The following is a 21664-nucleotide window of genomic DNA, read 5'->3' on the forward strand; positions in this document are numbered from 1 at the left end:
GAATAGATATATTGTGGCACAGTCCGTTGGGGATGTACAAGTATTCCCGCAAATATATAAAAAGGAAGGTATAGGAATGACCGAGAAAGAGTTGAATCGCCCCTGCCCGTGCGGCAGCGGGTTGAAGTTTGCCGAATGCTGCGGACCGTTTTTGGAGGGCAGCCAGTCCGCCCCGACCGCGGAGGCGCTCATGCGTTCACGCTACACCGCTTTTGCCGAGCAGGATGTTCCCTACATCCTGCGCTCCTGGCACCGGAGCACCCGTCCGGCCAGTCTTGATTTATCCGATGAGGCGAGTTTCGATTGGCACGGGATCGAGGTGTTGGAGACCGAGGCAGGAGGTGCTGGGGAACAGGCCGGGGTGGTGGAGTTTATCGCCAATTTTTCCGGGCATGGCCAGGACCACCGGCTGCATGAGCGGGCCAAGTTTGTTTGCGAAGATGGGCAGTGGCTGTATGTGGACGGCAAGGTGAATCCGGGGAGGGTCCCGGTGACCAGCGAAAAGATCGGGCGCAACGAACCGTGCCCCTGCGGGAGCGGCAAGAAGTACAAGAAATGCTGCCAGGCTAAATAATGTAAAGAGCCTCTGGACCCCGGCCTTCGCCGGGGTGACGGAGCTGAATATGGGATTTTCCATTAAAAGTGTTACCGTTCGGCCTGAGCCTGTCGAAGGCCTGCCGTGACAAGAAAACGGCGGTTCGACAAGCTCACCGCGAACGGTACGGTCACATTTTACTCCAGATAATCCTTCAGCTTTTCCAGAAGGCTATCCGGCAGGTCCTCATCGTACATGAAGGCCTGGGCCTCTTCCCCGGTGATCCGGCTTTTGATCTCCAGGGGCAGGGAACGGAGTATGGCTACCCGCTCCGGGTTGGGCTTTTTTTTCTCGACGGTGCTGTCCATGCGTGTCCTTGTGGTGTGCGGGCGGGTTACGAGCGCCAGATGACCCGTGCTTCTTTTCTGGGCGGGATCTTGAAATAGGGAAATCTCGGGTAGCCGAAGATCATGGCCCCGTAGGGACGGTGTCCCTCGGGCAGGGCCAGGGCGTCGAGCAGGGGTTGATGCCCGGCAATCGCCGCGCTCATCAGGATGCCGGCCCAACAGGTGCCGATATCGCAACTGGCCGCGGCCAGATCAAAATAGGTCAGGGCGATGGTGCAGTCGATCTCCGGCTTGAGGCTGTCCGTATGGGCGTGGGCCACCAGCAGATGGGGGGCGCCGTGCAGGACCATGTCCTTGTCCTGATCCCAGGCGGTGACGATGCCGGGATAGTTTGCGGTGGTGCGCAGCCAGTCCACGACCAGTCCGGCCAGATGTTGCACCTCCTCGGGATTTTCCACCACCAGCCAATGCACCGGCTGCTTGTTCTTGGCGGACGGGGCCCAGCGGCACAGGTCGAGGAGCTGTTCGATATGCGGCCGGGGAATGGACTGCTGCTCGTAGGTGCGGATCGAGCGCCGTCCGGTGAGCAGTTGCCCGACTTTTTTAAGGGTGGGAGGGGAGCCGTAGCCGATGGGCTGGAAGTCTTCCCGGTTCATGCCCGCGAGGCCTAAGGCGTCATGGGGGCAAACCGCCACGCAGTGCCCGCACTGGATGCAGAGGCGGGCGGCGGCCGGGCGAATATCCGGAAAGCCTTCCTCGCCGGTGAGCGAAATAAGGTTGAACGGGCATTCCGCCACGCAGATCCCGTCTTTTTTACATTTGTTACGGTCGATGGTAAGCATGGCCATGTGGTTCTCTCCTGCAAAGAATTTCCCTTACCATAAACATCCTGCCGAGGATGCGCAAACTGTTTTCCTGCCCGGGAGGGCTGGGGGGAGAGAAAAGAAAAAGTCAAGAAAATTGGGTAGATATTGCCATTCTGAATGGGTATAGTTGAAGAGGTAGCCGGTGGGGCGCTCACGGGAGGCCGGCACCTGATGGTGCGCAGGCAAAGGGGAGAAGATGGAGCAGAAACGAACATACGAAAAACTTGATCGCCCCGAGGTTCTCGCGGCGTTGTTTTATGCCAGGCAGGAAACGACACCCCCGCCGGCCACCGCCCAGGATCACGAGATAGGGGTGGAAGCAGGGGAAAAGCTCGGGGCGCGGTTTTTTCTGACCGATGACCCGGCTGCGGTCAACCTCCTCTTTTTCCACGGCAATGGCGAGGTGGTTTCCGATTATGACGATGTCGGCCCCCGGTATAATGAACAGGGTATTAATTTCCTGGCCGTTGACTACCGTGGCTACGGGCGGAGCACCGGTACTCCCGGCGTGGGCGCCATGATTGAAGACGCGCATCGCGCCTTGCACTGGGTGCTGGCCTGGCTGGCCGGCCAGGGGCGCACCGGCCATCTGGTGGTGATGGGCCGCTCCTTGGGCAGCGTTTCGGCCATCGAACTGGCCTCCTCGGAAGAGGCGGTGGCCGGGCTCATTGTCGAAAGCGGCATTGCCCGGACCCTGCCCCTTTTGCGCACCATCGGTCTTGATCCGCAGGGTTTGGGCATTACCGAGGAGGACGGCTTCGGCAATCTGCAAAAAATCGCCCGGGTGCAAAAGCCCACCTATATTCTCCATGCCCAGCACGACCAGATCATCCCCCTCTCCGAGGCCGAGGAGCTGCAGAGTCTCTGCGGGGCGCGGAGCAAGGAGTTCCAGATGATTCCCGGCGCCGATCACAACAATATTCTGGAGCGGACCGGGAAGCTCTATTTTCAGGCAATCAAGCAATTCATCAAAAGAGTCGGCAAATCCCACGGGCCGCGGCGCTCCGGGATTCGCGGTTGAGAAACCCGGGGGGGGGCATGGCACGAGGAAGGCGCCAGGCAAACCGGAGCCCCGGCACCGTGTTCCGGCGGGCTGGTTTCGCGGTCGGGCTGCTGGGAAGCGGCGCGGTTGCCGTGGGGCTCTACGAGCCAGGCTCCGATTTCCCCGGTCTGGCCCTGATTCTTGCCGGTCTGGTCCTGGTTTTTTCCCTCCTGGAGATGCGGCAGGGAGGGGGGGATTCGCCCACGGATTCTTCTCTCTTCGGCACGGCCGGGCCTCTGCTCTGGACCGTTGGCGTCTGGATTTTTTTTCGCGGTTTCGGCCAGGTTGCCCCCCAGTTGATCCTGTTGCCGGTCGGGCTCATCGGCTGGCTGGTGATCAGTTTCCCCCTGCAAGCCCTGCTCGCGCCCCTTGTGGCCGTGATCGCCATGGAGGCAGGGCTGTGGGCCTTTGATTTTCAGGAAACAACCGGGCTGGCCGGAAATCTGGCGGCTTACACCGCCGCCGGCTTGGGGCTCAGCGTGTTCATGAGCAGCAAGGCCTACCGCCAGCGGATGCGCAAGGCGCTGATCCGGGCGAAAAGGGATACCGCCAGCCGGCAGTATGCCCGGGATCTTGGCCTGTTTGACGAGACGCCCGGCATTCTCAACGTGTTGCCGGACAACGATCTCATCGAAGATCCCGAGGCGGGCAGTCAGCCCGCGGTGGCAACCATCACCGCCGCCTTTGACCTGCAGCTCGAACTCATCCGCCAGACCCTGGCCCTGTCAACGGTGGCCCTGCTCTGGCCGGACCCCGAAGGCAAGGAGTACCGGCTGCGCAGCATCGCCACCACCAGAAAAGACATAGCCCCCGGGCCGTTTGAGGTCGGGGCGGGCATTACCGGGGCGCTGATGGGGGCGGAGGAGCTGGTAAGCCTGGCCCCGGCCACGCCTTCCCTGGGGGTGCCCTATTATCTGAAGCAGATCGAGGTGGGGGGGATTCTCGCGGTCCGCCTGCCCGATGACGCCGAGGAATGGCTCGGGTTTGACGACAAGAAGATCGCCCCAATTCTCTGCGTGGATCGCCCCGGCCAGGAACCCTGGTCCGAGAAAGAAAAAAACATCATGACCCTGGCCGCCCGGAAGCTCGCTCTCGACGTGGCCACCTCACGGCAGTTTCAGGCCATGGCCCATGAGCGCAGCGCCATCCAGCGGGTCTGTCTCGCCATGCGGGAACTGAACGGGGCCTTGGGGCTGGAGCAGGTTCTGGGCGCAACCATCAAGGCGGTGCGGACCCTGGTGGGCGCTGATTTTATCTCCATCAGCCTGGTTTGCGGCAACGGGCATTGCGTGGCCCTGGCCGAGGGGGAAGGGGCCGAGCAGCTCATGGGCCGTGAATTTTCCCGGGAAGAGGGGCTGGTGGGCCAGGTGCTCAAGATCAACCGGCCGCTGCCGGCCAAGGCCCAGTGCCACGGGCCGACTCAGGTGTTCGGCCACGATCATCTGCTCACCGGCTACAATTCGCTGCTGGTCCTGCCCCTGCAAAAAGAGAAGGGGGAGGCCACCGGAGCGCTCACCGTGGCGGTGAAAGCAGCGGAGGTCTTCACCAAGCCCCGGCAGGAGATTCTGGAGCTGATCGCAGCCCAGGTGGCGGTCAAGGTGGATCTGGGGCAGGCCCATGAGGAGATCAACCGGCTGGCCACCATCGACGGGCTCACCGGCCTGATCAATCACCGCACCTTTCAGCATGGCTTTGACGTGATGCTGGTGAGGGAAGAGCGGCGGGCAGGGGCCTTGAGCCTGCTGCTCTGCGATATCGACCATTTCAAGAAGATCAACGACAGCTATGGCCATCCCTTTGGCGACAAGGTGCTCAAGGAGGTGGCCACCATCCTGCGTAAAGCGGCGCGCAGCGTGGATCTGGCAGGAAGATACGGCGGCGAGGAGTTCGTCCTTGTTTTGGAGGGTTCCGGCGAGCGGGGAGGCCTCCAGATGGCCGAGCGGATCAGGCAGGAGATCGAAAAAATGGTGCTCCATCACGAAAGCGGTCCGGTGCGGATTACCTTGTCCCTGGGCCTTGCCGTCTATCCCGACCATGGAACGGACAAGGAGCGGTTGATCAGGCGGGCTGATCAGGCGTTGTACCGGGCCAAGAAACAGGGGCGCAACCGGGTGGTTCTCTGGGAAGAGGAATGATGGGCTGACTGCCTTCGTTGGCTCGGAGCCTCGCACGTTCAGGTACGTTCGGCTTTCTGCCGGAATGACGACGGATTTTTCAACCACACACATCAAAATGTATCGGCGATTGTTGGGCCCGGCAAGGTTCTTTGCCTGCGCCCCGCTGTGTCGTATGGGGAAAGAGCGTATGCCGGAACTGAAAGAATCTCTGGGCCACAAATATTTGCAGGCGACAAAATGCGCCAGGGAAGCGAAGGACGGGCAAGCGCCCCCCGCAATCCAGAGAACAGAGCGCTGGAAGACCTACCCGGAGGCGGAGGTGGTGGAGCTGCCCAGGGCCTGGCCGCAGCAGGGCGCGGATCTTCTCTCGCTTCTCCAGCAACGCCGTTCGCAGCGCAGCTTTGTCGCCGAATCCATCTCCCTGGAGGAGCTGGCCTTGCTGCTCTGGGCCAGCCAAGGCATAACCGGCCAAGCCGGGTCCTATCTTTTCCGCACCGCGCCTTCTGCCGGAGCCCTGTACCCAATGGAGACCTATCTGGCCAGCCAACGGGTGGAGGGGCTTGCGCCCGGTATCTACCATTTTGATGTGCAGGGCTTCCGGCTAGAGCGTCTTTCCGTCTTGCCGCCCGGGCAACCGCTGGCTGAAGCCTGCCTGGGGCAGAGCTTTCTGGCCCAGGCCCCGGTCAATTTTATCTGGACCGCCATCTTCCGGCGGAACATGGCCAAATACGGGCATCGGGGGTTGCGTTATATTTTGCTGGACGCCGGGCATATCTGCCAGAACCTGCTGCTGGCCGCGGGCTTTCTCGGCCTGGGTGGTTGTCCGGTCGCCGCTTTTTTCGATGAGGAGGTGAATGGTCTGCTCGGGGTGGACGGCCAGGAGGAGTCGGTGCTCTATCTCGCCTCCCTAGGCCGGAAGGGATAGGGAGACCGATGCTCTTTAATACCTTTGTGCATATCCCAGGGATCGGCGAGACCACGGAGCGGCGGCTCTGGCAGGCCGGGGTCACCACCTGGGACAAATTTGTCGAGCCGTACCCTGCGTTTCTTTCCGGCCAGAAGGTGCGGCTCATCCAAGACCATCTGGCCCGCAGCCGCGCCCAGGCCGCGCAGCAGGCGCCCCTTGATTTTCTCCGGCAACTGCCAGCGGCCCAGCGGTGGCGGATCTTTCCGCATTACCGGGATTCCGTGGCCTATCTCGACATCGAGACCACGGGCTTAAGTTTTAACGACCACTGCATCACCACCATCAGCCTCTACGACGGGAAAGAGGTCTTTACCTATGTCCAGGGGGAAAATCTCGCGGAGTTTGCCGAGGACATCCAGCGGTACCGGTTGATCGTTACCTACAACGGCAAGGCCTTTGACGTTCCCATGCTCGAGCGTCATTTCGGCTTCAGGCTGACCCAGGCCCACATCGATCTGCGCCCCCTGTTGCAGGGGCTGGGATTTGTCGGCGGCCTCAAGGGATGCGAAAAACAGATGGGGCTTGATCGCGGGGAGCTGACCGGGGTGGACGGGTACTTTGCCGTGTTGCTCTGGCGGGAATATTGCCGGACGCGGGAGCCCCGGGTGCTGGAAACCCTGCTTGCCTACAACGTGGAAGATACGGTGAACCTTGAATCGCTGCTAGTGCAGGCCTATAACCTGAAACTGGCGGGAACCCCGTTTGCCGAAAGCCACCGGTTGGACATGCCGATTCCACCGGAGAGGGCATTTCTGCCGGATGTGGCGCTCATCGCGCGATTGCAGGGACGGATGCGGGGCGGGTACTGAAGAAAAACGGAGAGAGCCCGGCGGGTGCCGGGCTCTCTCCCAGGGAGGAGCCACGCGTTTTGTAGCAAGGCAGAGAATCAGGGTAGATACGGTGTTTGGGCAGTGCGCGCGTGGCTATAAGGTGATTCGCCCGCTCCGGAGCGAAGCACCCAGGGTTGAAGGTCCCCCCCCCAACCTGGTTTTTTGGTGCGTTACATCTGAGAGGGCATAAAAAAACCCACCTCTGTTGCCGGAGATGGGTGTGAGCAATCCATTTTCCCTATCGGCAACCCGGCCATCCGCATTGGCGGACCCGTTGGCTTTGCGTCCCCGGATTACTCCGGGTTTGCCTTTTTCCAAGACAGCGTTTCGCTGTGCGTTCATAGTGGCACAGTGCCTCTGCTCCTGTCAATCTGTTTTTCCCGCCGATCAGGGAGGAGGTTGGTTTTTCCCCGGCTTGTGGTACACTGATCCCGAAAAATAGGGTTTCCCATTACCACGGAAGGGTATCATGTCCAACACCATAGCCTGTAACCATGCCGCAATCTTTCCTGCCTGCCGGAGGCTGTTGGCCGACCCGCAGTGGCAGGAATTCATCGCTTTCCTGAGTCCTGCCGAAAACCCTGCCGAACTGTCCGGACTGCTTGCCGATCCTGCGGCGACATTCCCGGATGCTCCTGTATATCTCGCGGATCTGGCCCGGTTGGAGCTGGCCCTGTACCGGGCGGGCCAGGAAGGCGCCTCCCTGCCCGCCGAAGTGGAGCAGCGCACGATAAATCCTTCGCTGCAACTGCTTCATTCCTCCTTTAGCGGTTTGCCCGCCCTGCTCGGGGAAGATGGGGGGCAGCCCGTCCAGCATCCGGAGATGATTTTAGTCTGGCTCGATCCGGCAACGGGAACACCCCAGGCGCAGGCGGCCGCGCAAGAGGATCTGCTGGCCTTGAAGCTGGTTGCCGAAGGGATTGAGCCCCGTCAGGCCGCAACCCTTGGGGAGTTGCCGGTCGGGGTTGTTCTGGCAACGCTTGAGCGGGCAACGGACAAGGGGATTCTGCTTGCCCCCCCCTCGCGCATCCGCAGGGATGCGGAGAGCTTCCCCATCACCGAGGAGGTGGAGCCCCGCTTTCTGAGCGCCGAGGTTTTCACCCTGCAATGGCACATCACCCAGGTCTGCGATCTGCATTGCAAGCATTGCTACGACCGGAGCGACCGCGCTCCCTTGCCCCTGGCCAGCGGCCTTGCGGTGCTCGATGATCTGCTGGCCTTCTGCCAAAGCCGCCATGTGCGGGGGCAGGTGAGCTTTTCCGGCGGCAATCCCTTGCTGTATCCCCATTTTCTCGAGCTGTATCAGGCGGCGGTGGATCGGGGTTTTGGCGTGGCCATCCTGGGCAACGCCACCACAAAAGAGCATCTCCTGCCCCTGCTGGCCATCCGGAAACCGGTCTTCTATCAGGTAAGCCTTGAGGGCTTGGCCGAGCATAACGACTTCATCCGGGGCAAGGGCTATTTTGCCAGGGTTCTCAAGTTTCTTGAGCTTTTGCGCGAGCTGGATATCTATTCCATGGTGATGCTCACCCTGACCCGGGGCAATATGGAGCAGGTTCTCCCCCTGGCCGAGCTGCTCCGCGACCGGGTCGATCTTTTTGTTTTTAACCGGCTGGCCATGGTCGGCGAGGGTTCCCTGCTGGAGTCGGTTCCGGTTGCCGAGTACCGTGGATTTCTGGAACGCTATGTGGCCGCGGCCCAAGAGAACCCGGACATGGGGCTCAAGGATAATCTTTTCAATCTGCTCCGTGCCGAAAAAGGGGAGCCTCTGCTGGGAGGGTGCGCCGGATTCGGCTGCGGCGCGGCCTTTAATTTCGTTTCCTTGCTGCCCGATGGCGAAGTGCATGCTTGCCGGAAGTTCCCCTCGCTCATCGGCAACATCTTCCGTCAATCCCTGGCGGAGATCTATGATGCGCCAGCGGCCAGGAAATACCGGGCTGGGTGCCTGGCCTGCCGGGATTGCCGCCTGCGGTCCGCCTGCGGAGGATGCCTCGCCGTGAGCCACGGCTTCGGCCTCGATGTCTTCACCCAGCGCGACCCCTACTGTTTTTTAGAAAGCTAGAAGGTGGTTTCTGCGCTTTTTGGGCAGAAAACAACTTCGTTAACGCACGTATCCTGTTTAATCAGGGCTGGAGCACTACCCATGGATTTGCGAATTCTTTCCTATAACATCCACCGGGCCATCGGCGTTGACCGGCGGTTTCGCCCGGAGCGCATCGTCAAGGTTCTGGACCATTACGATGCCGATATCGTTTTGCTGCAGGAGGTGGACGTGGGAGTGCCCCGCTCGCGGGAATTGAATCTGGCCCGGGAATTGGCCGAGAGCTGCAATTATCCCTACTTCGCGGTGGGGCTGAATGTCCAGTTGCGCAAGGGGATGTACGGCAACGCCACCCTGAGCCGCTATCCCATCGCCCGTGAGCGCAATATTGATCTGACCCTCGATGGCCGCAAGTCCCGGGGCTGTCTGTTCACCGAGCTGGAATTGCCCTCACGGGCAGCCTTCCCGCTGTTGCCGGTGTTCAATCTGCATCTGGGGCTTTCTTTCAAGGAGCGCCCTCAGCAGGTGGGGCGGCTGGTGCGGACTCCGGAGTTTACCAGCCTCACCGTCGAGGCTCCCTGCGTGGTGGCCGGTGATTTCAACGATTGGTGGACGCGGCTCGCGCCGTTGTTTACCGAGGCGCTGGGTTTTGTCTGCGCGACCAATCATGGCCTCGGCTACCAGAATGCCATCCTGACCTACCCCTCCTTTTCTCCCTCCACCGGCCTGGACAAGGTGTTTTGCCGGGGGCCTATCACCGTGCTGGGCGGCAAGCGCTGCCGTCTTCGCGTCTCAAAGGTCGCCAGCGATCATTTGCCCGTTATTGTTGATCTGCAGATGTAAGTTAGGGTGTTGCCGAACGAGTTTTTTCGTTGACTTTGGCGGTTATTTTCCTGAGCATATCAGTGTGTCTTTCCTGTGCGGAGGCCGAAGAACCATTGCAGGCGGTGAAGCCGGAGGCTGGCAGGCTTGAAAAATGACAGGGAGCAACAGAGGAACCCGGCCAAAAGCGCCGCGGCCCAAGGGAAAAGAGGGGGCGCGAGCGTGCAAGGCTGGGCCATGTGTTGCAAAACCATCATCATGGGGAGGTGCGGCATGCAAGCTCAGGTGAAAATCCCGGCATGGGACTCCGGCTGGCGCATTGTGGTTGCCGCGGGGCTCGTGCTGCTGCTTGCGGCCGCAGGCTGCAAACAGCAAGAGGAGACAAGCTCCCCGGGGCGGCAGGAACCGCTGGCCGTGATGCTGTGCCATGGCAGCGTCACCGATATCCTGCCCCGGATCGCTTTGGAACAGGGCTATTTCGCCGAAGAGGGCCTCACGGTCACCCTGAAGGACCTCGACGGGAAGCAGGCCTTTGACTTCATGCTGCAGGGTGATTGCAATTTTGCCGTGAGCGGGGCGCCGCCCATTGTGCTGGCCGACCCGCAGCGCACCCCCTTCGCCATCCTGGCCACGCTCTTGTCCGATTATGATTCCACCCGGATCATCGCCCGCCGCGACCTGGGCATCGGTACGCCCCAGGATCTCAAAGGCAAGCGGATCGGGGTGAAAAAAGGAGTGCTGAGCCAGCTTTTCCTTGACCTGTTCATGATGAAACATGGGTTGGCGCAAAACGAGGTTGACCGGGTGTTCATGGAGCCGGAGGCCTTTCAGTCCGCCCTGGCCAAGGGCGAGATCGACGGGTTTTCCATGACCAACAGGATGATCAATGCCGCGGCCACGGCCCTTGGCGACAAAAGCGTGGTCTTTGCCGAGCCCGGACTCAATCCCATCCTCGGCATCCTCTCCACCCGGCCCGATATCCCGCTCAATCTCCAGGCAACTCCCAGGCTCTTGCGCGCCTTGATCCGGGCCGAACAATTCGTGAAGAACGACCCGGCCACGGCCAAGGAGCTGGTGGGCAAGGAGAACAGGATTTCCCCCCGGGAGATCGAATGCCTCTGGGCGAGAACAACCATCGATGTTGCCCTGCCCAACTTCCTCTTCGTCCATCTGGAGGACCAGTACCGCTGGCAGGTGGAGCGCGGCGGCTCCCAGGGGCTTAGGGGCGGCATGCCCAATTATCTGGATCTGGTCCTGCCGGAATATCTGCGGGCCATCAAGCCGGATGCGGTCTCGGTTTTCAAGCGTTGAGGGGGGTTTTGGTGAAGATTCGGAACAAACTCATCCTGATCGGCATTATTCCGGTGGTCCTGCTGCTGACCCTGACCGCGCTCTTTCTCTGGGCGACCAGTCAGGTGGAGCGGGCCACCCACAAGGCCATCGTTGCCGATGAACTGGCTTCCACCCTTTCCGATCTGTCCATCCTGACCTACGAGCACCATATCTATTTTGAGGAACGCGCCCATGTCCAGTGGGTGGATAAGCATACCTTTCTGGACAGACAGATCAAGGCGGAAACAGCGCTCTTCGGCTCGGCCGAGGAACAGGCATTGCTGGAGCACCTCTCGCGAACCGCCCGCAACCTGGGTTTTCTTTTTGCCCAGTACGGGCCGCATCCCAATCATGGCAAGGGGCTGCACCTTTCCGGGCAGGAGAAAAGCTTCCACGACCGGCTTACGGCCAGGATTCTTCAGGATCTGGCCGTGGCCGCTCCGGCGGCGCACGCCCTCCATGACCTGAACCATGACCGCTCTCTCGCGTTTTCCCGCCGGATTGAGATGACAGGCGTCTTGGTGGTTGGCTCCATTGCGATTCTGCTGCTGGTCCTTTCCTTTTTGATCATCCGTTCCTTTTCGGTCCCGGTCCGGGTTTTAAACGAAGCCTTTGCCGCGGTCAGCGGTGGTGATCTCGGCTACCGTATCGGGAGCGTGGCCAAGGACGAGTTGGGCAATCTTTCCCGGGGCTTTGACGCCATGGCCCAGCGTCTGCAGGAAAGCAACCTGGCCTTGCACCGTCTGAACCTTGAGCTTGAGGCGCGGGTGGAGGATCGGACCAGGGATCTGTCCGGTGCCAATGCGGAGCTGAGGTTGAACGAAGAGCGGTTGGCGGTCCTGCTTGCTCTCAGTCAGCGGAAGTTCGACACCGAGGAGGAACTGATCCGCTATGCCTTGGAGGAGGCGGTGCGGCTGGCCCGCAGCAAGGTCGGCTATCTGCATTTTTTCAATGAGGACCAGCAGACCCTGCGCCTTTTTCAATGGTCCGAGGCGGTCGTGGATTCATGCAAGACGGAGAAAACCCCGCATTACCCATTGCAGCAGGCTGGAATTTGGGCCGATTGCGTGCGGCAGCGGCAGCCGGTGGTGCACAACGATTATCCGAAGCTGACGAAAAAAAACGGGCTGCCCGAAGGGCATTTTCCGCTGTTGCGGCACCTGAGCATTCCCATCTTCGACGGGGAGAACATCGTCGCGGTCCTCGGGGTCGGCAACAAGGAAGAGCCCTATGATGCGGATGATATCCGGCAGCTCATTCTCTACATGGGCAGCGCCTGGGAGATGGTCAGGCGCAAGCGGGTCGAAACCCTGCTCCACGAATCGGAGCAGCGGTACCGCGCCATTTTCGACGAGTCGCCGGACGGCATTTTGATTATCGATCTGGAAACGGGCAAGGCCGTTGAATTCAATGACGTGGCCCACCGTCAGTTGGGATATGGCCGGGAAGAGTTTGCCGGACTCTCGCTGGCGGATTACGAGGTGAGGGAACGGCCCGAGGAGATTCAGGCTCGCATTGAAAAAATCAGGCGGGATGAGTCCGACAACTTTGAAACCGAGCACCGGACCAAGTCCGGAGAGGTCAGAAATATTGCGGTGTCGGCGCAGATCTTGACTCTTGGCGAACACCAATACCTGTATGCCATTTTCCGGGATATCACCGAGCTGCGCCAGGCCCAGGAGGGGCTGAGGCAATACGCCGTTTCCCTGGAGCGGAGCAACAAGGAGCTGGAGCATTTCGCCTATGTGGCTTCCCACGACCTGCAGGAGCCGTTGCGCAAGATCGGCAGCTTCACCGAGCTGCTGGCCCGGAAGTACCAGGGCCAGTTGGACGAGAAGGCCGACGCCTACATCGGCTATATCGTCGACGGCGCCCAGCGGATGCAGACTCTGATCAACGACTTGCTGGCGTTCTCCCGGGTAACCACCAAGGGGAAGGAGTTCGAACCGGTTGATTGCAACGCGCTGTTGGCGCGGGTGCAGCTCGATCTCGAGCTTGCCGTCAAGGAGAGCTCCGCCCGTCTCAGCGTGGGCGATCTGCCCACGGTCATGGCGGATGCGGTGCAGTTGGGCCAGGTTTTTCAGAACCTGATCGGCAATGCCATCAAATATTGCGCCTCCGGGGAGGCGCCCGAGATTGACGTGGCAGCGGTTGCGCGTGAGGGCGAATGGCTTTTTTCGGTGCATGACAACGGGATCGGCATCGAGCCGCAGCATTTCGAGCGGGTTTTTCAGCTCTTCCAGCGCTTGCACACCCGTGAGGAATATTCCGGCACCGGTATCGGGTTGGCGCTGTGCAAGAAGATCGTCGAGCGGCATGGCGGGAAGATCTGGCTGGAATCCGCCGCGGGCCGGGGATCGACCTTTTTCTTCACCCTGCCGGGAGTGCGGAGCCAGGAAGAGGAGGAGCAGAGTACGTGAGAGAGAGGATGCAATCATGACCAATCCGCACCGGATAGACATCCTGCTGGTGGAAGACGACCCCGGCGATGTGGAATTGACCAGGGAAGGGCTGCGGGAGGCCACGATGCTGGTCAATCTGCATGTGGTGGATGACGGCGAAAAAGCCCTGAAATTTTTACGGAAAGAACCGCCGTACGCCGAAGCGGTGCGGCCGGATATCGTGCTGCTCGATCTCAATATGCCGCGGAAAGACGGCAAGGAGGCGCTGCGGGAGATTAAAGGTGATCCGGCCCTGCGCTCTATTCCCGTGGTGGTGCTCACCACCTCGGAGGCGGAGGCCGACATTGCCGCATGCTACGATCTGGGCGCCAACTGTTACATCACCAAGCCGATCAGTTTTGCGGCCTTTACCAAGGTGGTGGCCATGATCGAGGAATTTTGGTTCACCATCGTCAGGATGCCGGCGAAAGAACAATAGGAAGGTGCCCCCATGAAAATCAGGATTCTTCTTATCGAAGATGATCAGGCCGATGCGTTTCTTATCCGGGAGATGCTGCGGGAGTCGTCAACCGGCGGGAGCGCGGCAACGGGGGATATTGCCATCCAGCATGTTACCCGGCTCGACGATGGGATTCGCCTGGCAGGGGAGGGCGCCTTCGACATCATCATCTCCGATCTCGGACTGCCGGACAGCCAGGGCATGGATACTGTCCGGAAGCTGGCCTCGGGGGTGAAGTATCTGCCCATTGTGGTGATGACCGGATTGGCGGATCACGAGGTTGGCCTTGAGGCGGTGAACTGCGGGGCGCAGGATTATCTGGTCAAGGGACAGGTCAACGGGGAGATGCTTGTCCGTTCCATCCGCTACGCCATTGAGCGCAAGAGGATCGAGAACGAAAAGGAGCAGGTTATTGCCGAACTGCAGGAGGCGCTGGCAAAGGTGAAGCTGTTGAGCGGGTTTATCCCGATCTGCGCTTCCTGTAAAAAAATCCGGGACGACACGGGATATTGGCAACAGGTGGAGGCATATATCCAGAAACACTCCAATGCCGAGTTCAGCCATTCGATCTGCCCGGATTGCAGCCACAAGCTCTACCCGGAACTCTACCCGAAACCGCCCGAGAATACCGATCCCTTCAAGGAATGTTAGCGGTGCCCGCGGGATTTTTTGTTGCTTTTTGCATGGGATTTCCTGATACTGTTACCAGGATTTGATCGGACAGTCCTATCCTGATTCGGTCAAGCAGGGGGCCGGAAGAATCCGGTTTTCTCATTTCTCCACTACGCGAGCGATTGCAAGGAGGGTCTTATGGAAACCAAGGATCTGAAAAAATTTTTGGCGGGGTTTGGCATTGCCAGCCTGCTGACCGGGGCCGGCCTGGCCGCGCCCCCTGCGGCGAATGGCGCCGGCGGCAGCGGCTGAGGCGGCAGCAAGGGCAGTGCCGTGAGCACTGAGGAAAAGGCCAAGGCTGGGACGGAAAAAGGAGCAGTGGAAAAGAAAGGCACGCCGGAAGAGGAAGCGGCAAAAGCCAAAAAGAAGAAGGAAGAAGAAAAAAGTAAATCCGGAAAAAGCGGCTGAGGCGGCTGAAATAGAGCGCAGGTTGCGTTCGAAGATATTTGTAAAAAAGGCAGGGAGACTTGCCTTTTTTATTGGCGGCGTGAGTGATTTTTGAGGGGGAGACACCATGGATTTGACCGGAAAACCCGCCGTACCGTTTGCGCTTCCCGACAGTCAAGGGGAGATGCACCATCTGGCTGACTATAAAGGCTCTTGGCTGTTGCTGGTTTTTCACCGCCACCTCGGCTGACTGCCCTGCCGCGCCCATCTCTCGCGGTTGCGGGAGCACGAAGCAAAGCTGGCGGAACTCGGTGTTGCCGTGGCGGTGGTTACCTTTGAAGCGGGCTTTCTGGCCCGGCAGTATGCCGAGGAGTCCGGTCTGGTCTGGCCTTTGTTGGTCGATGAAAAACGGGAACTTTACAGCGGTTACGGGATGCTTGCCGCTTCCTTCTGGGATATCTGGGGGGTGAAAAGCTGGCTGGCCTATGCCAAGGCGATGATTGCCGGGCAAAAGTTGCACAGGTCGGAGGGCGATATTTCCCAGCGCGGCGGTGACGTGCTCATCGACCCGAGCGGCATCATCCGCCTGCACCATGTGGGAGAAGGGCCGGCGGATCGACCTTCCGTGGGGCAACTTTTGGCAACGATCCGAGGCAGGCCGGGCGGCACAGGTTAGCGCCGTGGGCAGGCCCTCGGGAGAAAAAGGTCACGATTCTTGATTCTGTGAGCTGCCAGGGAGGGGGAAAGTATATGGACATGAAATCCGGGGAAGGTCACCAGCACAAAACGAATGACTCGGCGGCGCGTTACACCGACCCGGTCTGCGGCATGAGCACGGAGGATCCTCAAGCGTTTACCCCTTATGAACACGAGGGGCGGACACATTATTTTTGCAGTGCCCGCTGCCTGGCAAAATTCAAGGAGAATCCCGCAGCCTATGGGGGAGAGGAAGCAAAGAAACAGCCCATAATCCATCAATCCCCTGGCGCAGGGAAATACACCTGTCCCATGCACCCGGAGGTGGTGCAGGATACGCCGGGGAATTGCCCCAAGTGCGGCATGGCCCTTGAACCGATTATTCCCCCGTCCCCTGGAGCGGGTAAAACCGAATATACCTGCCCCATGCACCCTGAAGTAGTGCAGGATACGCCGGGGAATTGCCCGAAATGCGGCATGGCCTTGGAACATCGTTCGCTCTCTGCCTCCGGGGAAGAGGCGAACCAGGAGTACGATGATATGCGCCGCCGATTTATGGTGGGGGCAATTTTTACTGTGCCGGTGGTGATCATTGCCATGCGGGATTTGATTCCGGGGGCTCACCTCCTTGATACCCTGGCCTCGGCAAAGGTCTTTCAGTGGCTGGAACTTCTGCTGGCCACCCCGGTGGTGCTGTGGGCCGGGTGGCCTTTTTATGTCCGGGGTGTGCAGTCGGTGGTCAACAGGCACCTCAACATGTTCACCCTCATCGGTCTCGGTGTGTCGGTAGCCTATGTCTATAGCGTGGTTGGTGTGCTTTTTCCTGGTTTTTTTCCCGAGGCCATGCTTACCCATGCAGGGGCGGTGGGAGTGTATTTTGAAGCGGCGGCGGTGATCGTAACCCTCATTTTATTGGGTCAGGTTCTGGAGCTGCGGGCTCGCAGCCGCACCGGCGTAGCGATCAAAGCCTTGCTCGGTCTGGCGCCCAAGACGGCCAGGAAGGTTTTTGCCGACGGCCGGGAAGAGGATATTCCGCTTGAGCATGTCCAGGCAGGTGATCGGTTGCGGGTGCGGCCTGGGGAAAAGGTGCCGGTGGATGGCGTGGTCCTGGAAGGCACAAGCAACGTGGACGAATCGATGATTTCCGGCGAGCCGCTGCCGGTGAGCAAAAAAAGCGGCGATCCGGTGGTCGGGGCCACGGTGAACAGCACCGGTTCCTTTATCATGCAGGCCCAACGGGTGGGCAGCGACACCGTGCTGGCCCGCATCGTCCATATGGTGGCCGAGGCCCAGCGCTCCCGGGCCCCGATTCAAAAAATGGCCGATATGGTGTCGGGCTATTTTGTCCCGATTGTGATTGCCATTGCCGCGGCATCCTTTGCGGTTTGGTTTTTCTGGGGGCCGGAACCGCGGTTGGCCTATGCCTTGATCGTGGCGGTTTCGGTCTTGATTATTGCCTGCCCCTGTGCCCTGGGGCTGGCCACCCCCATGTCGATCATGGTCGCCACCGGCAAGGGCGCCACCATGGGGGTGCTGTTTAAGAATGCCGAGGCCATCGAAACTCTGCGCAAGGTCGATACCCTGGTGGTGGACAAAACCGGCACCCTTACCGAAGGAAAACCGAAATTGGTGGGAGTGGTTTCCGCCGAGGGGTTTGCTGAAGCCCCCCTCTTGTCTTTAGCGGCAAGCCTTGAGAAAGGAAGCGAGCACCCTCTGGCCGCGGCTATTGTTGATGGCGCCCGGGAAAGGGGGGCGGAGATCGGCGAGGTGCACGACTTCAACTCCCACACCGGCAAGGGGGTTTCCGGCAAGGTTGGCGAGCAGCAAGTATTATTGGGTAATGCGAAATTGCTGGAGGATTTCAAGGTCGCCCCTGGTGCCTTGCTGGAAAAGGCCGAGGTGATGCGAGCCGAGGGGCAGACCGTCATGTTCGTTGCCGTGGACGGCAAGATCGCCGGCCTGCTGGCGGTTGCCGATCCGATCAAGGCAACCACCCCGGAGGCCATCAAGCAACTGCATGGCGAGAAAATACGGGTGGTCATGCTTACCGGGGATAATAAGGTTACCGCCGAGGCCGTGGCCCGAAAGCTTGATATCGACGAGGTGGTGGCCGAGGTGCTGCCCGAGGAAAAGGCGGCGATCGTCAAGCGGTTTCAGGGCGAAGGCAAGATCGTGGCCATGGCCGGCGACGGCATTAATGATGCGCCGGCCCTGGCTCAGGCGCAAGTCGGTATCGCCATGGGCACCGGCACTGATGTCGCCATGGAAAGTGCCGGCGTTACCCTGGTGAAGGGCGATTTGCGCGGCATTGTGCGGGCCCGCAGGCTTTCCCGGGCCACCATGGCGAACATCAAACAGAATCTTTTCTTTGCCTTTATCTACAACGCATTGGGCGTGCCGATTGCCGCAGGCGTCTTGTTTCCTTTTTTCGGCATGCTGCTTAGCCCAATGATCGCGGCGGCGGCCATGAGTTTCAGCTCGGTTTCCGTGGTGGCCAATGCCCTGCGGTTGCGTCGGGTGAAATTGTAAACTTTTACAGGGTGTTCTTCCCCCGGATCGGGAGGAAGTGCTGATTTTATTGGGGCACGAAGGAGTCTGGAAGTTCCGGCTTTCGGGCATGGCGATCAAGAAAAGCAAGGAGGGAAACCATGAAAAAGATGATGATCGGAACCGCGCTGTTGTTGGCCTTTGCCGTAACCCCTGCTTATGCTGTTGACGAGCATCATGAGGCGGACAAGAACGGCGCCGCGGCCAAGGCGCCTGCGCCGGCCCCGGCGGCCGACAAGGCGGTCCAGGATCAGGCCGCCACCGACAAGATGATGCAGGAAATGGATGCCCGCATGCAGCGGATGCAGGAGATGCGCAAGAAGATGATGGAGGCGAAAACCCCGGCCGAGCGGCAGAAGCTCCGGCAGGAGCATATGGCGGAAATGCAGAAGGGCATGCAGGCCATGATGGGAATGATGGGCGGCAAAGGCGGGATGATGGGTGGTCAGGGTGGTCCGGGCATGATGATGGGCGGCAAGGGCGGGATGATGGGTGGTCAGGGTGGCCAGGGGATGATGATGGGCGGCCAGGGCATGATGATGGAGCAATGCATGGCCACGATGGAAAAAAGAATGCAAATGATGCAGGAAATGATGCAGGGGATGATGGACCAGCAGAACATGATGATGAAGAAGTAGCCTGTGCCCTTCTCCTTTTTGCCCGGATGACGCCGCTCCGGTTTTTCCATTGTATAAAGTGAGAGAGCGGAGTAGACGGCGTCCTCCGGCATTCGCTGAACGAACGCAGGTTGCGTTCCGGAAACAATTTTCAAAAAGGCAGGGAGACCTGCCTTTTTTTTATTGCCCCGTGCCGTAGATGCTTCCGGGGGAGTCGTGAAATAACCTGTTGATGGAAACCGGAAAAAATGATTGTATCGTGGTTCGCGTTGGTCCGGCCTTGGAACAGAGCCATAATGGGGGCGGATCGTGGAGGAGTCGGAACGGTATTCAGAGGAAAAACATGGATTGGCAGGCCTTGGATTGGCAGACCCGCATCGCGGTATTTTTTATCGCCTGCGGTGCCGTGATCCTCGGGATCAGCATTGTGCATCTGCGGGGGCTGTTCAAGGCGACCCCGCTCATTGCCGAGCGCAGTCAGGCCTATGTGCTGCGGTTTCTCAGGATAAACCGGCTCTTGATGTTCTTTTTTCTCGCCGGCTATGTGGTGGTCGCCATGAGCGTGCTCCTGGGCAAGGCGAACCTGGGCATGTTTTGGGTCAGCATTATCTTTCTGCTCGGGGCGGTCTTCGTATTTCTCGGCATCACGCTCCATGCCAGGATGATCAGCGAGATCCAGCAGACCATTCAGGGGCTGCTGCCCATCTGCATGGAATGCAAGAAGATCAGAACCACGGGCGGGGATTCCTCGGCCCAGGAATCCTGGAAAGAGATCGAGTCCTACATCTCTCAGCGGACAGATGCCAAATTCTCCCACGGCATCTGCCCCCGATGCCTTGCCAAGGCGCGGCAACGCAGAAAATAGGCGTCCGTCCCCTCGCCATTCGTGATCGTATGGCTCAGAAAAAGCGGTAGATGACCGAGGTTGCCACACCCCAGAGCAGGATCAGGAGCGTTCCCCCGGCGCAGGCTCCGCCAAGCAGCCGGTGGCTGAGCAGCTCGCGGCGGTTTTCCTGATAGCCCAGAAGCAGCCCGCAGAGGATGCCCGTTGCCATGCCGCCTCCGTGGGCCCAGTTGTTGATCCCCGGCACCAGCAGGCCAAAAACGAAGATGCCTATGGCCCAGCCGCCGATCTGCTGGTACACCTGCTGGCCATAGCTGCCGCCCCGGCTCTTTCCGTAATAGAGCGCCGCCCCGATCAGGGCGCAGACCGCGGCCGAAGCGCCGATGGTAAAGGGAACTCCGGCCAGGTAGGAGAGCAGAAAGCCGCCGATGCCGCCCAGGGTATAGATGGTGAACATCCGCGGCAGGCCGTATTCCTGGATCACCAGGGGGCCGATCTGCCGCAGGGCGATGAGATTGAAAACGAGATGGAGCAGGCTGCCGTGCAGGTAGCTGGCGGAAACCAGCGACCACCAGCGGTGCAGGCCATCGATGGGCATGGTGCCCGTCGCGCCCAGCAGCAGGAGGCTGCGATTGTCCGGGGAGAGAAAGCCGAAGGGGTTCATGCCCATGGACATGCCGCGCGGATTCATGAGCAGCGAGAGGACAAAGAGGGCGATGTTGAGACCGCTCAAACCCGTGAGAAAGAGATCCTGGTCGTGGAACAGCCGCAGAAAGGCGTGGTTTTTCCACCAGACGCCGGGAGTCCTGATGCCGCAATACGGGCAGAAGGGTTCATCCCGGCTGATGAGGCGGCGGCAATTGGGGCAGAGTTGCGAGGTCTTGCGGGAGTCTGTCATAGGGAGGCTTGGATGGTTGTTGGGCTCATTTGTGTATCGCTCCAGCTAACCACACCTGGCCTGAAAAAACCAGAAAAAGCGTGACTGCATGGTCTGAGTCATTGGCGGAGACCACCATGGAGTCTCAGGCTCGTTTTACCTTGCAGGATTTTTACGGCGGCAGCATCCATGCCCGGCTCGGTGTGGCGCAAAGGCTCTATGCCGATCTTGGGCCGGAGCTGGCCGCTGCCGAACCGTTTTCCCGGTTGCTGTCCCAGGCGGTGCTTTGCCAGCAAGAGCTGAGCCGGATCATGGCCGACCTGGACCTCGGCGCCCTCTGCTCCGTTTGCGGCGCCAAGGTTGGCGGCGGGTGCTGCAGCAGCTTCATGGCCGGGGAGAATGACGTGATCCAATTGCTGATCAATCTCCTGGCCGGGGTTTGCGTGCGAATCCTGCGGGAGGACGGGGAGTGCTGTTTTCTCGGAGAGCGGGGCTGTCTGCTTCTGTTCAAGCCCATGTTCTGCCTGAATTATGACTGCGGGCAGATCAGGCAGGGTGCTGGCCCAGCCCCGATGCACAGGCTGGACCAGGGAGTCGGCCGCCTGCTCCAGCAGCAGTATGGCCTGGAGCAACTGCTGCTGGAGTTTCTGCGGCAACGGGGTACGCTGATCGGCTGAGCCGCCGGTTAGCAGCCTTCCACGGCCTTGCCTTTTTTCTTGGCCGGGGCAGGAGCTGCGGCCGGGGTATCAGCCTGTGCCGGAGCAGCGGCAGCCGCTGTATGGCAGACGATGCAGCCGGTGGGGCCCTTCTTGCCGTTTACTCCGGTGGCGTGGCAGGTCTTGCACCGGGCATGGAACACGTCCATGGGCTTCTGGAGCTTGGCATTGGCAAACTTCGCATTGTGGCAGCTTGCGCATTGCAAGCCATCCGTCTTCCCCAGTCCGGCGATGGCCGCCTCGGTTATGGGCTGGTGCTTGGCATCGTGATGGCAGGACCCGCAATCAAGGCCAAGGGCGGTGTGCTTGGCATGGCTGAAAAGGGCGGGCTTCTTCCCCTTGATCACCAGATCCTGGGCCGGGGCCGCGGTTTTTCCAGCGGCTTGGGCCGTATTCAGGCCGGTCATGGTCATGGTCAGACCGGCCGCGCACACCATGGCAAGAGCAATCATTGTTTTTTTCATCGTGGTTCCTCCTAAGTTTTTTTTGTTTCCAGGGGTGGCCCCTG

At 60.1% G+C, this 21664-nt stretch carries 21 protein-coding genes and 1 riboswitch; of the genes, 17 read left to right on the plus strand and 4 right to left on the minus strand.

Annotated elements, in window-relative coordinates; translation table 11 throughout:
* Positions 1–76: 76 nt before the first annotated feature.
* Positions 77–574: a YchJ family protein gene (locus tag MWR57_RS13120; protein WP_423125277.1), complete on the plus strand. Its 498-nt coding sequence runs from the start codon at positions 77–79 to the stop codon at positions 572–574.
* Between the two features lie 158 nt (positions 575–732).
* On the opposite strand, the gene MWR57_RS13125 is transcribed toward MWR57_RS13120, so the two are convergent.
* Entirely contained in the window at positions 733–903 is a 171-nt protein-coding gene (locus tag MWR57_RS13125) for a hypothetical protein (RefSeq protein WP_423125278.1), read from the minus strand.
* A gap of 26 nt (positions 904–929) precedes the next feature.
* Positions 930–1730 carry a nitroreductase family protein gene (locus MWR57_RS13130; protein WP_423125279.1) on the minus strand — a complete coding sequence of 267 codons (801 nt, stop codon included), beginning with the start codon at positions 1728–1730 and terminating at the stop codon, positions 930–932.
* A gap of 214 nt (positions 1731–1944) precedes the next feature.
* Here MWR57_RS13130 and MWR57_RS13135 point away from each other — a divergent pair, with 214 nt between their 5' ends.
* From MWR57_RS13135 to MWR57_RS13205, 15 genes are all read left to right on the plus strand, one after another.
* Entirely contained in the window at positions 1945–2769 is an 825-nt protein-coding gene (locus MWR57_RS13135) for an alpha/beta hydrolase (protein ID WP_423125280.1), read from the plus strand.
* 17 nt (positions 2770–2786) lie between these two features.
* On the plus strand, positions 2787–4925 hold the full coding sequence (locus MWR57_RS13140; RefSeq protein ID WP_423125281.1) for a sensor domain-containing diguanylate cyclase: 2139 nt from the start codon (positions 2787–2789) through the stop codon (positions 4923–4925).
* 169 nt (positions 4926–5094) lie between these two features.
* Positions 5095–5832, plus strand: coding sequence for a SagB/ThcOx family dehydrogenase (locus MWR57_RS13145; protein WP_423125282.1), 738 nt, complete (start codon positions 5095–5097; stop codon positions 5830–5832).
* An 8-nt stretch (positions 5833–5840) separates the two neighbouring features.
* Complete coding sequence (locus tag MWR57_RS13150; protein WP_423125283.1) at positions 5841–6683, plus strand: ribonuclease H-like domain-containing protein; 843 nt, start codon at positions 5841–5843, stop codon at positions 6681–6683.
* 261 nt (positions 6684–6944) lie between these two features.
* A riboswitch (cyclic di-GMP riboswitch) is annotated at positions 6945–7023 on the minus strand.
* Between the two features lie 150 nt (positions 7024–7173).
* Entirely contained in the window at positions 7174–8766 is a 1593-nt protein-coding gene (gene sbtM, locus MWR57_RS13155) for a thio(seleno)oxazole modification radical SAM maturase SbtM (RefSeq protein ID WP_423125284.1), read from the plus strand.
* Positions 8767–8847: 81 nt separating this feature from the next.
* On the plus strand, positions 8848–9588 hold the full coding sequence (locus MWR57_RS13160) for an endonuclease/exonuclease/phosphatase family protein (protein ID WP_423125285.1): 741 nt from the start codon (positions 8848–8850) through the stop codon (positions 9586–9588).
* 126 nt (positions 9589–9714) lie between these two features.
* The gene (locus tag MWR57_RS13165) at positions 9715–10878 is read left to right on the plus strand and encodes an ABC transporter substrate-binding protein (protein WP_423125286.1); all 1164 of its coding nucleotides are present in this window, start codon (positions 9715–9717) and stop codon (positions 10876–10878) included.
* 11 nt (positions 10879–10889) lie between these two features.
* Complete coding sequence (locus tag MWR57_RS13170) at positions 10890–13319, plus strand: ATP-binding protein (protein ID WP_423125287.1); 2430 nt, start codon at positions 10890–10892, stop codon at positions 13317–13319.
* Positions 13320–13335: 16 nt separating this feature from the next.
* A complete protein-coding gene (locus MWR57_RS13175) occupies positions 13336–13779 on the plus strand; it encodes a response regulator (protein WP_423125288.1) in 444 nt (147 codons plus the stop codon).
* 12 nt (positions 13780–13791) lie between these two features.
* On the plus strand, positions 13792–14451 hold the full coding sequence (locus tag MWR57_RS13180; RefSeq protein ID WP_423125289.1) for a response regulator: 660 nt from the start codon (positions 13792–13794) through the stop codon (positions 14449–14451).
* 159 nt (positions 14452–14610) lie between these two features.
* Complete coding sequence (sbtA, locus tag MWR57_RS13185) at positions 14611–14880, plus strand: SbtA family thio(seleno)oxazole RiPP natural product precursor (RefSeq protein WP_423125290.1); 270 nt, start codon at positions 14611–14613, stop codon at positions 14878–14880.
* A gap of 106 nt (positions 14881–14986) precedes the next feature.
* Positions 14987–15535, plus strand: a complete 549-nt coding sequence (locus MWR57_RS13190; RefSeq protein ID WP_423125291.1) for a SelL-related redox protein — start codon at positions 14987–14989, stop codon at positions 15533–15535.
* Positions 15536–15615: 80 nt separating this feature from the next.
* Positions 15616–18084 (plus strand): heavy metal translocating P-type ATPase, encoded by a 2469-nt coding sequence (locus MWR57_RS13195; protein WP_479723979.1) that lies wholly within the window; start codon positions 15616–15618, stop codon positions 18082–18084.
* A 119-nt stretch (positions 18085–18203) separates the two neighbouring features.
* Entirely contained in the window at positions 18204–18740 is a 537-nt protein-coding gene (locus MWR57_RS13200; protein WP_423125293.1) for a hypothetical protein, read from the plus strand.
* Between the two features lie 322 nt (positions 18741–19062).
* The gene (locus MWR57_RS13205; protein ID WP_423125294.1) at positions 19063–19584 is read left to right on the plus strand and encodes a hypothetical protein; all 522 of its coding nucleotides are present in this window, start codon (positions 19063–19065) and stop codon (positions 19582–19584) included.
* A gap of 34 nt (positions 19585–19618) precedes the next feature.
* Here the strand turns inward: MWR57_RS13205 and MWR57_RS13210 are convergent, their stop codons facing one another.
* Complete coding sequence (locus MWR57_RS13210; RefSeq protein WP_423125295.1) at positions 19619–20461, minus strand: rhomboid family intramembrane serine protease; 843 nt, start codon at positions 20459–20461, stop codon at positions 19619–19621.
* 116 nt (positions 20462–20577) lie between these two features.
* Here MWR57_RS13210 and MWR57_RS13215 point away from each other — a divergent pair, with 116 nt between their 5' ends.
* Complete coding sequence (locus MWR57_RS13215; protein WP_423125296.1) at positions 20578–21117, plus strand: hypothetical protein; 540 nt, start codon at positions 20578–20580, stop codon at positions 21115–21117.
* 8 nt (positions 21118–21125) lie between these two features.
* On the opposite strand, the gene MWR57_RS13220 is transcribed toward MWR57_RS13215, so the two are convergent.
* The gene (locus MWR57_RS13220) at positions 21126–21620 is read right to left on the minus strand and encodes a cytochrome c3 family protein (RefSeq protein WP_423125297.1); all 495 of its coding nucleotides are present in this window, start codon (positions 21618–21620) and stop codon (positions 21126–21128) included.
* Between the last annotated feature and the right edge of the window lie 44 nt (positions 21621–21664).

The sequence above is a fragment of the Hydrosulfovibrio ferrireducens genome (assembly GCF_046883345.1).
Classification (GTDB): Bacteria; Desulfobacterota; Desulfobulbia; order Desulfobulbales; family Desulfurivibrionaceae; genus Thiovibrio; species Thiovibrio ferrireducens.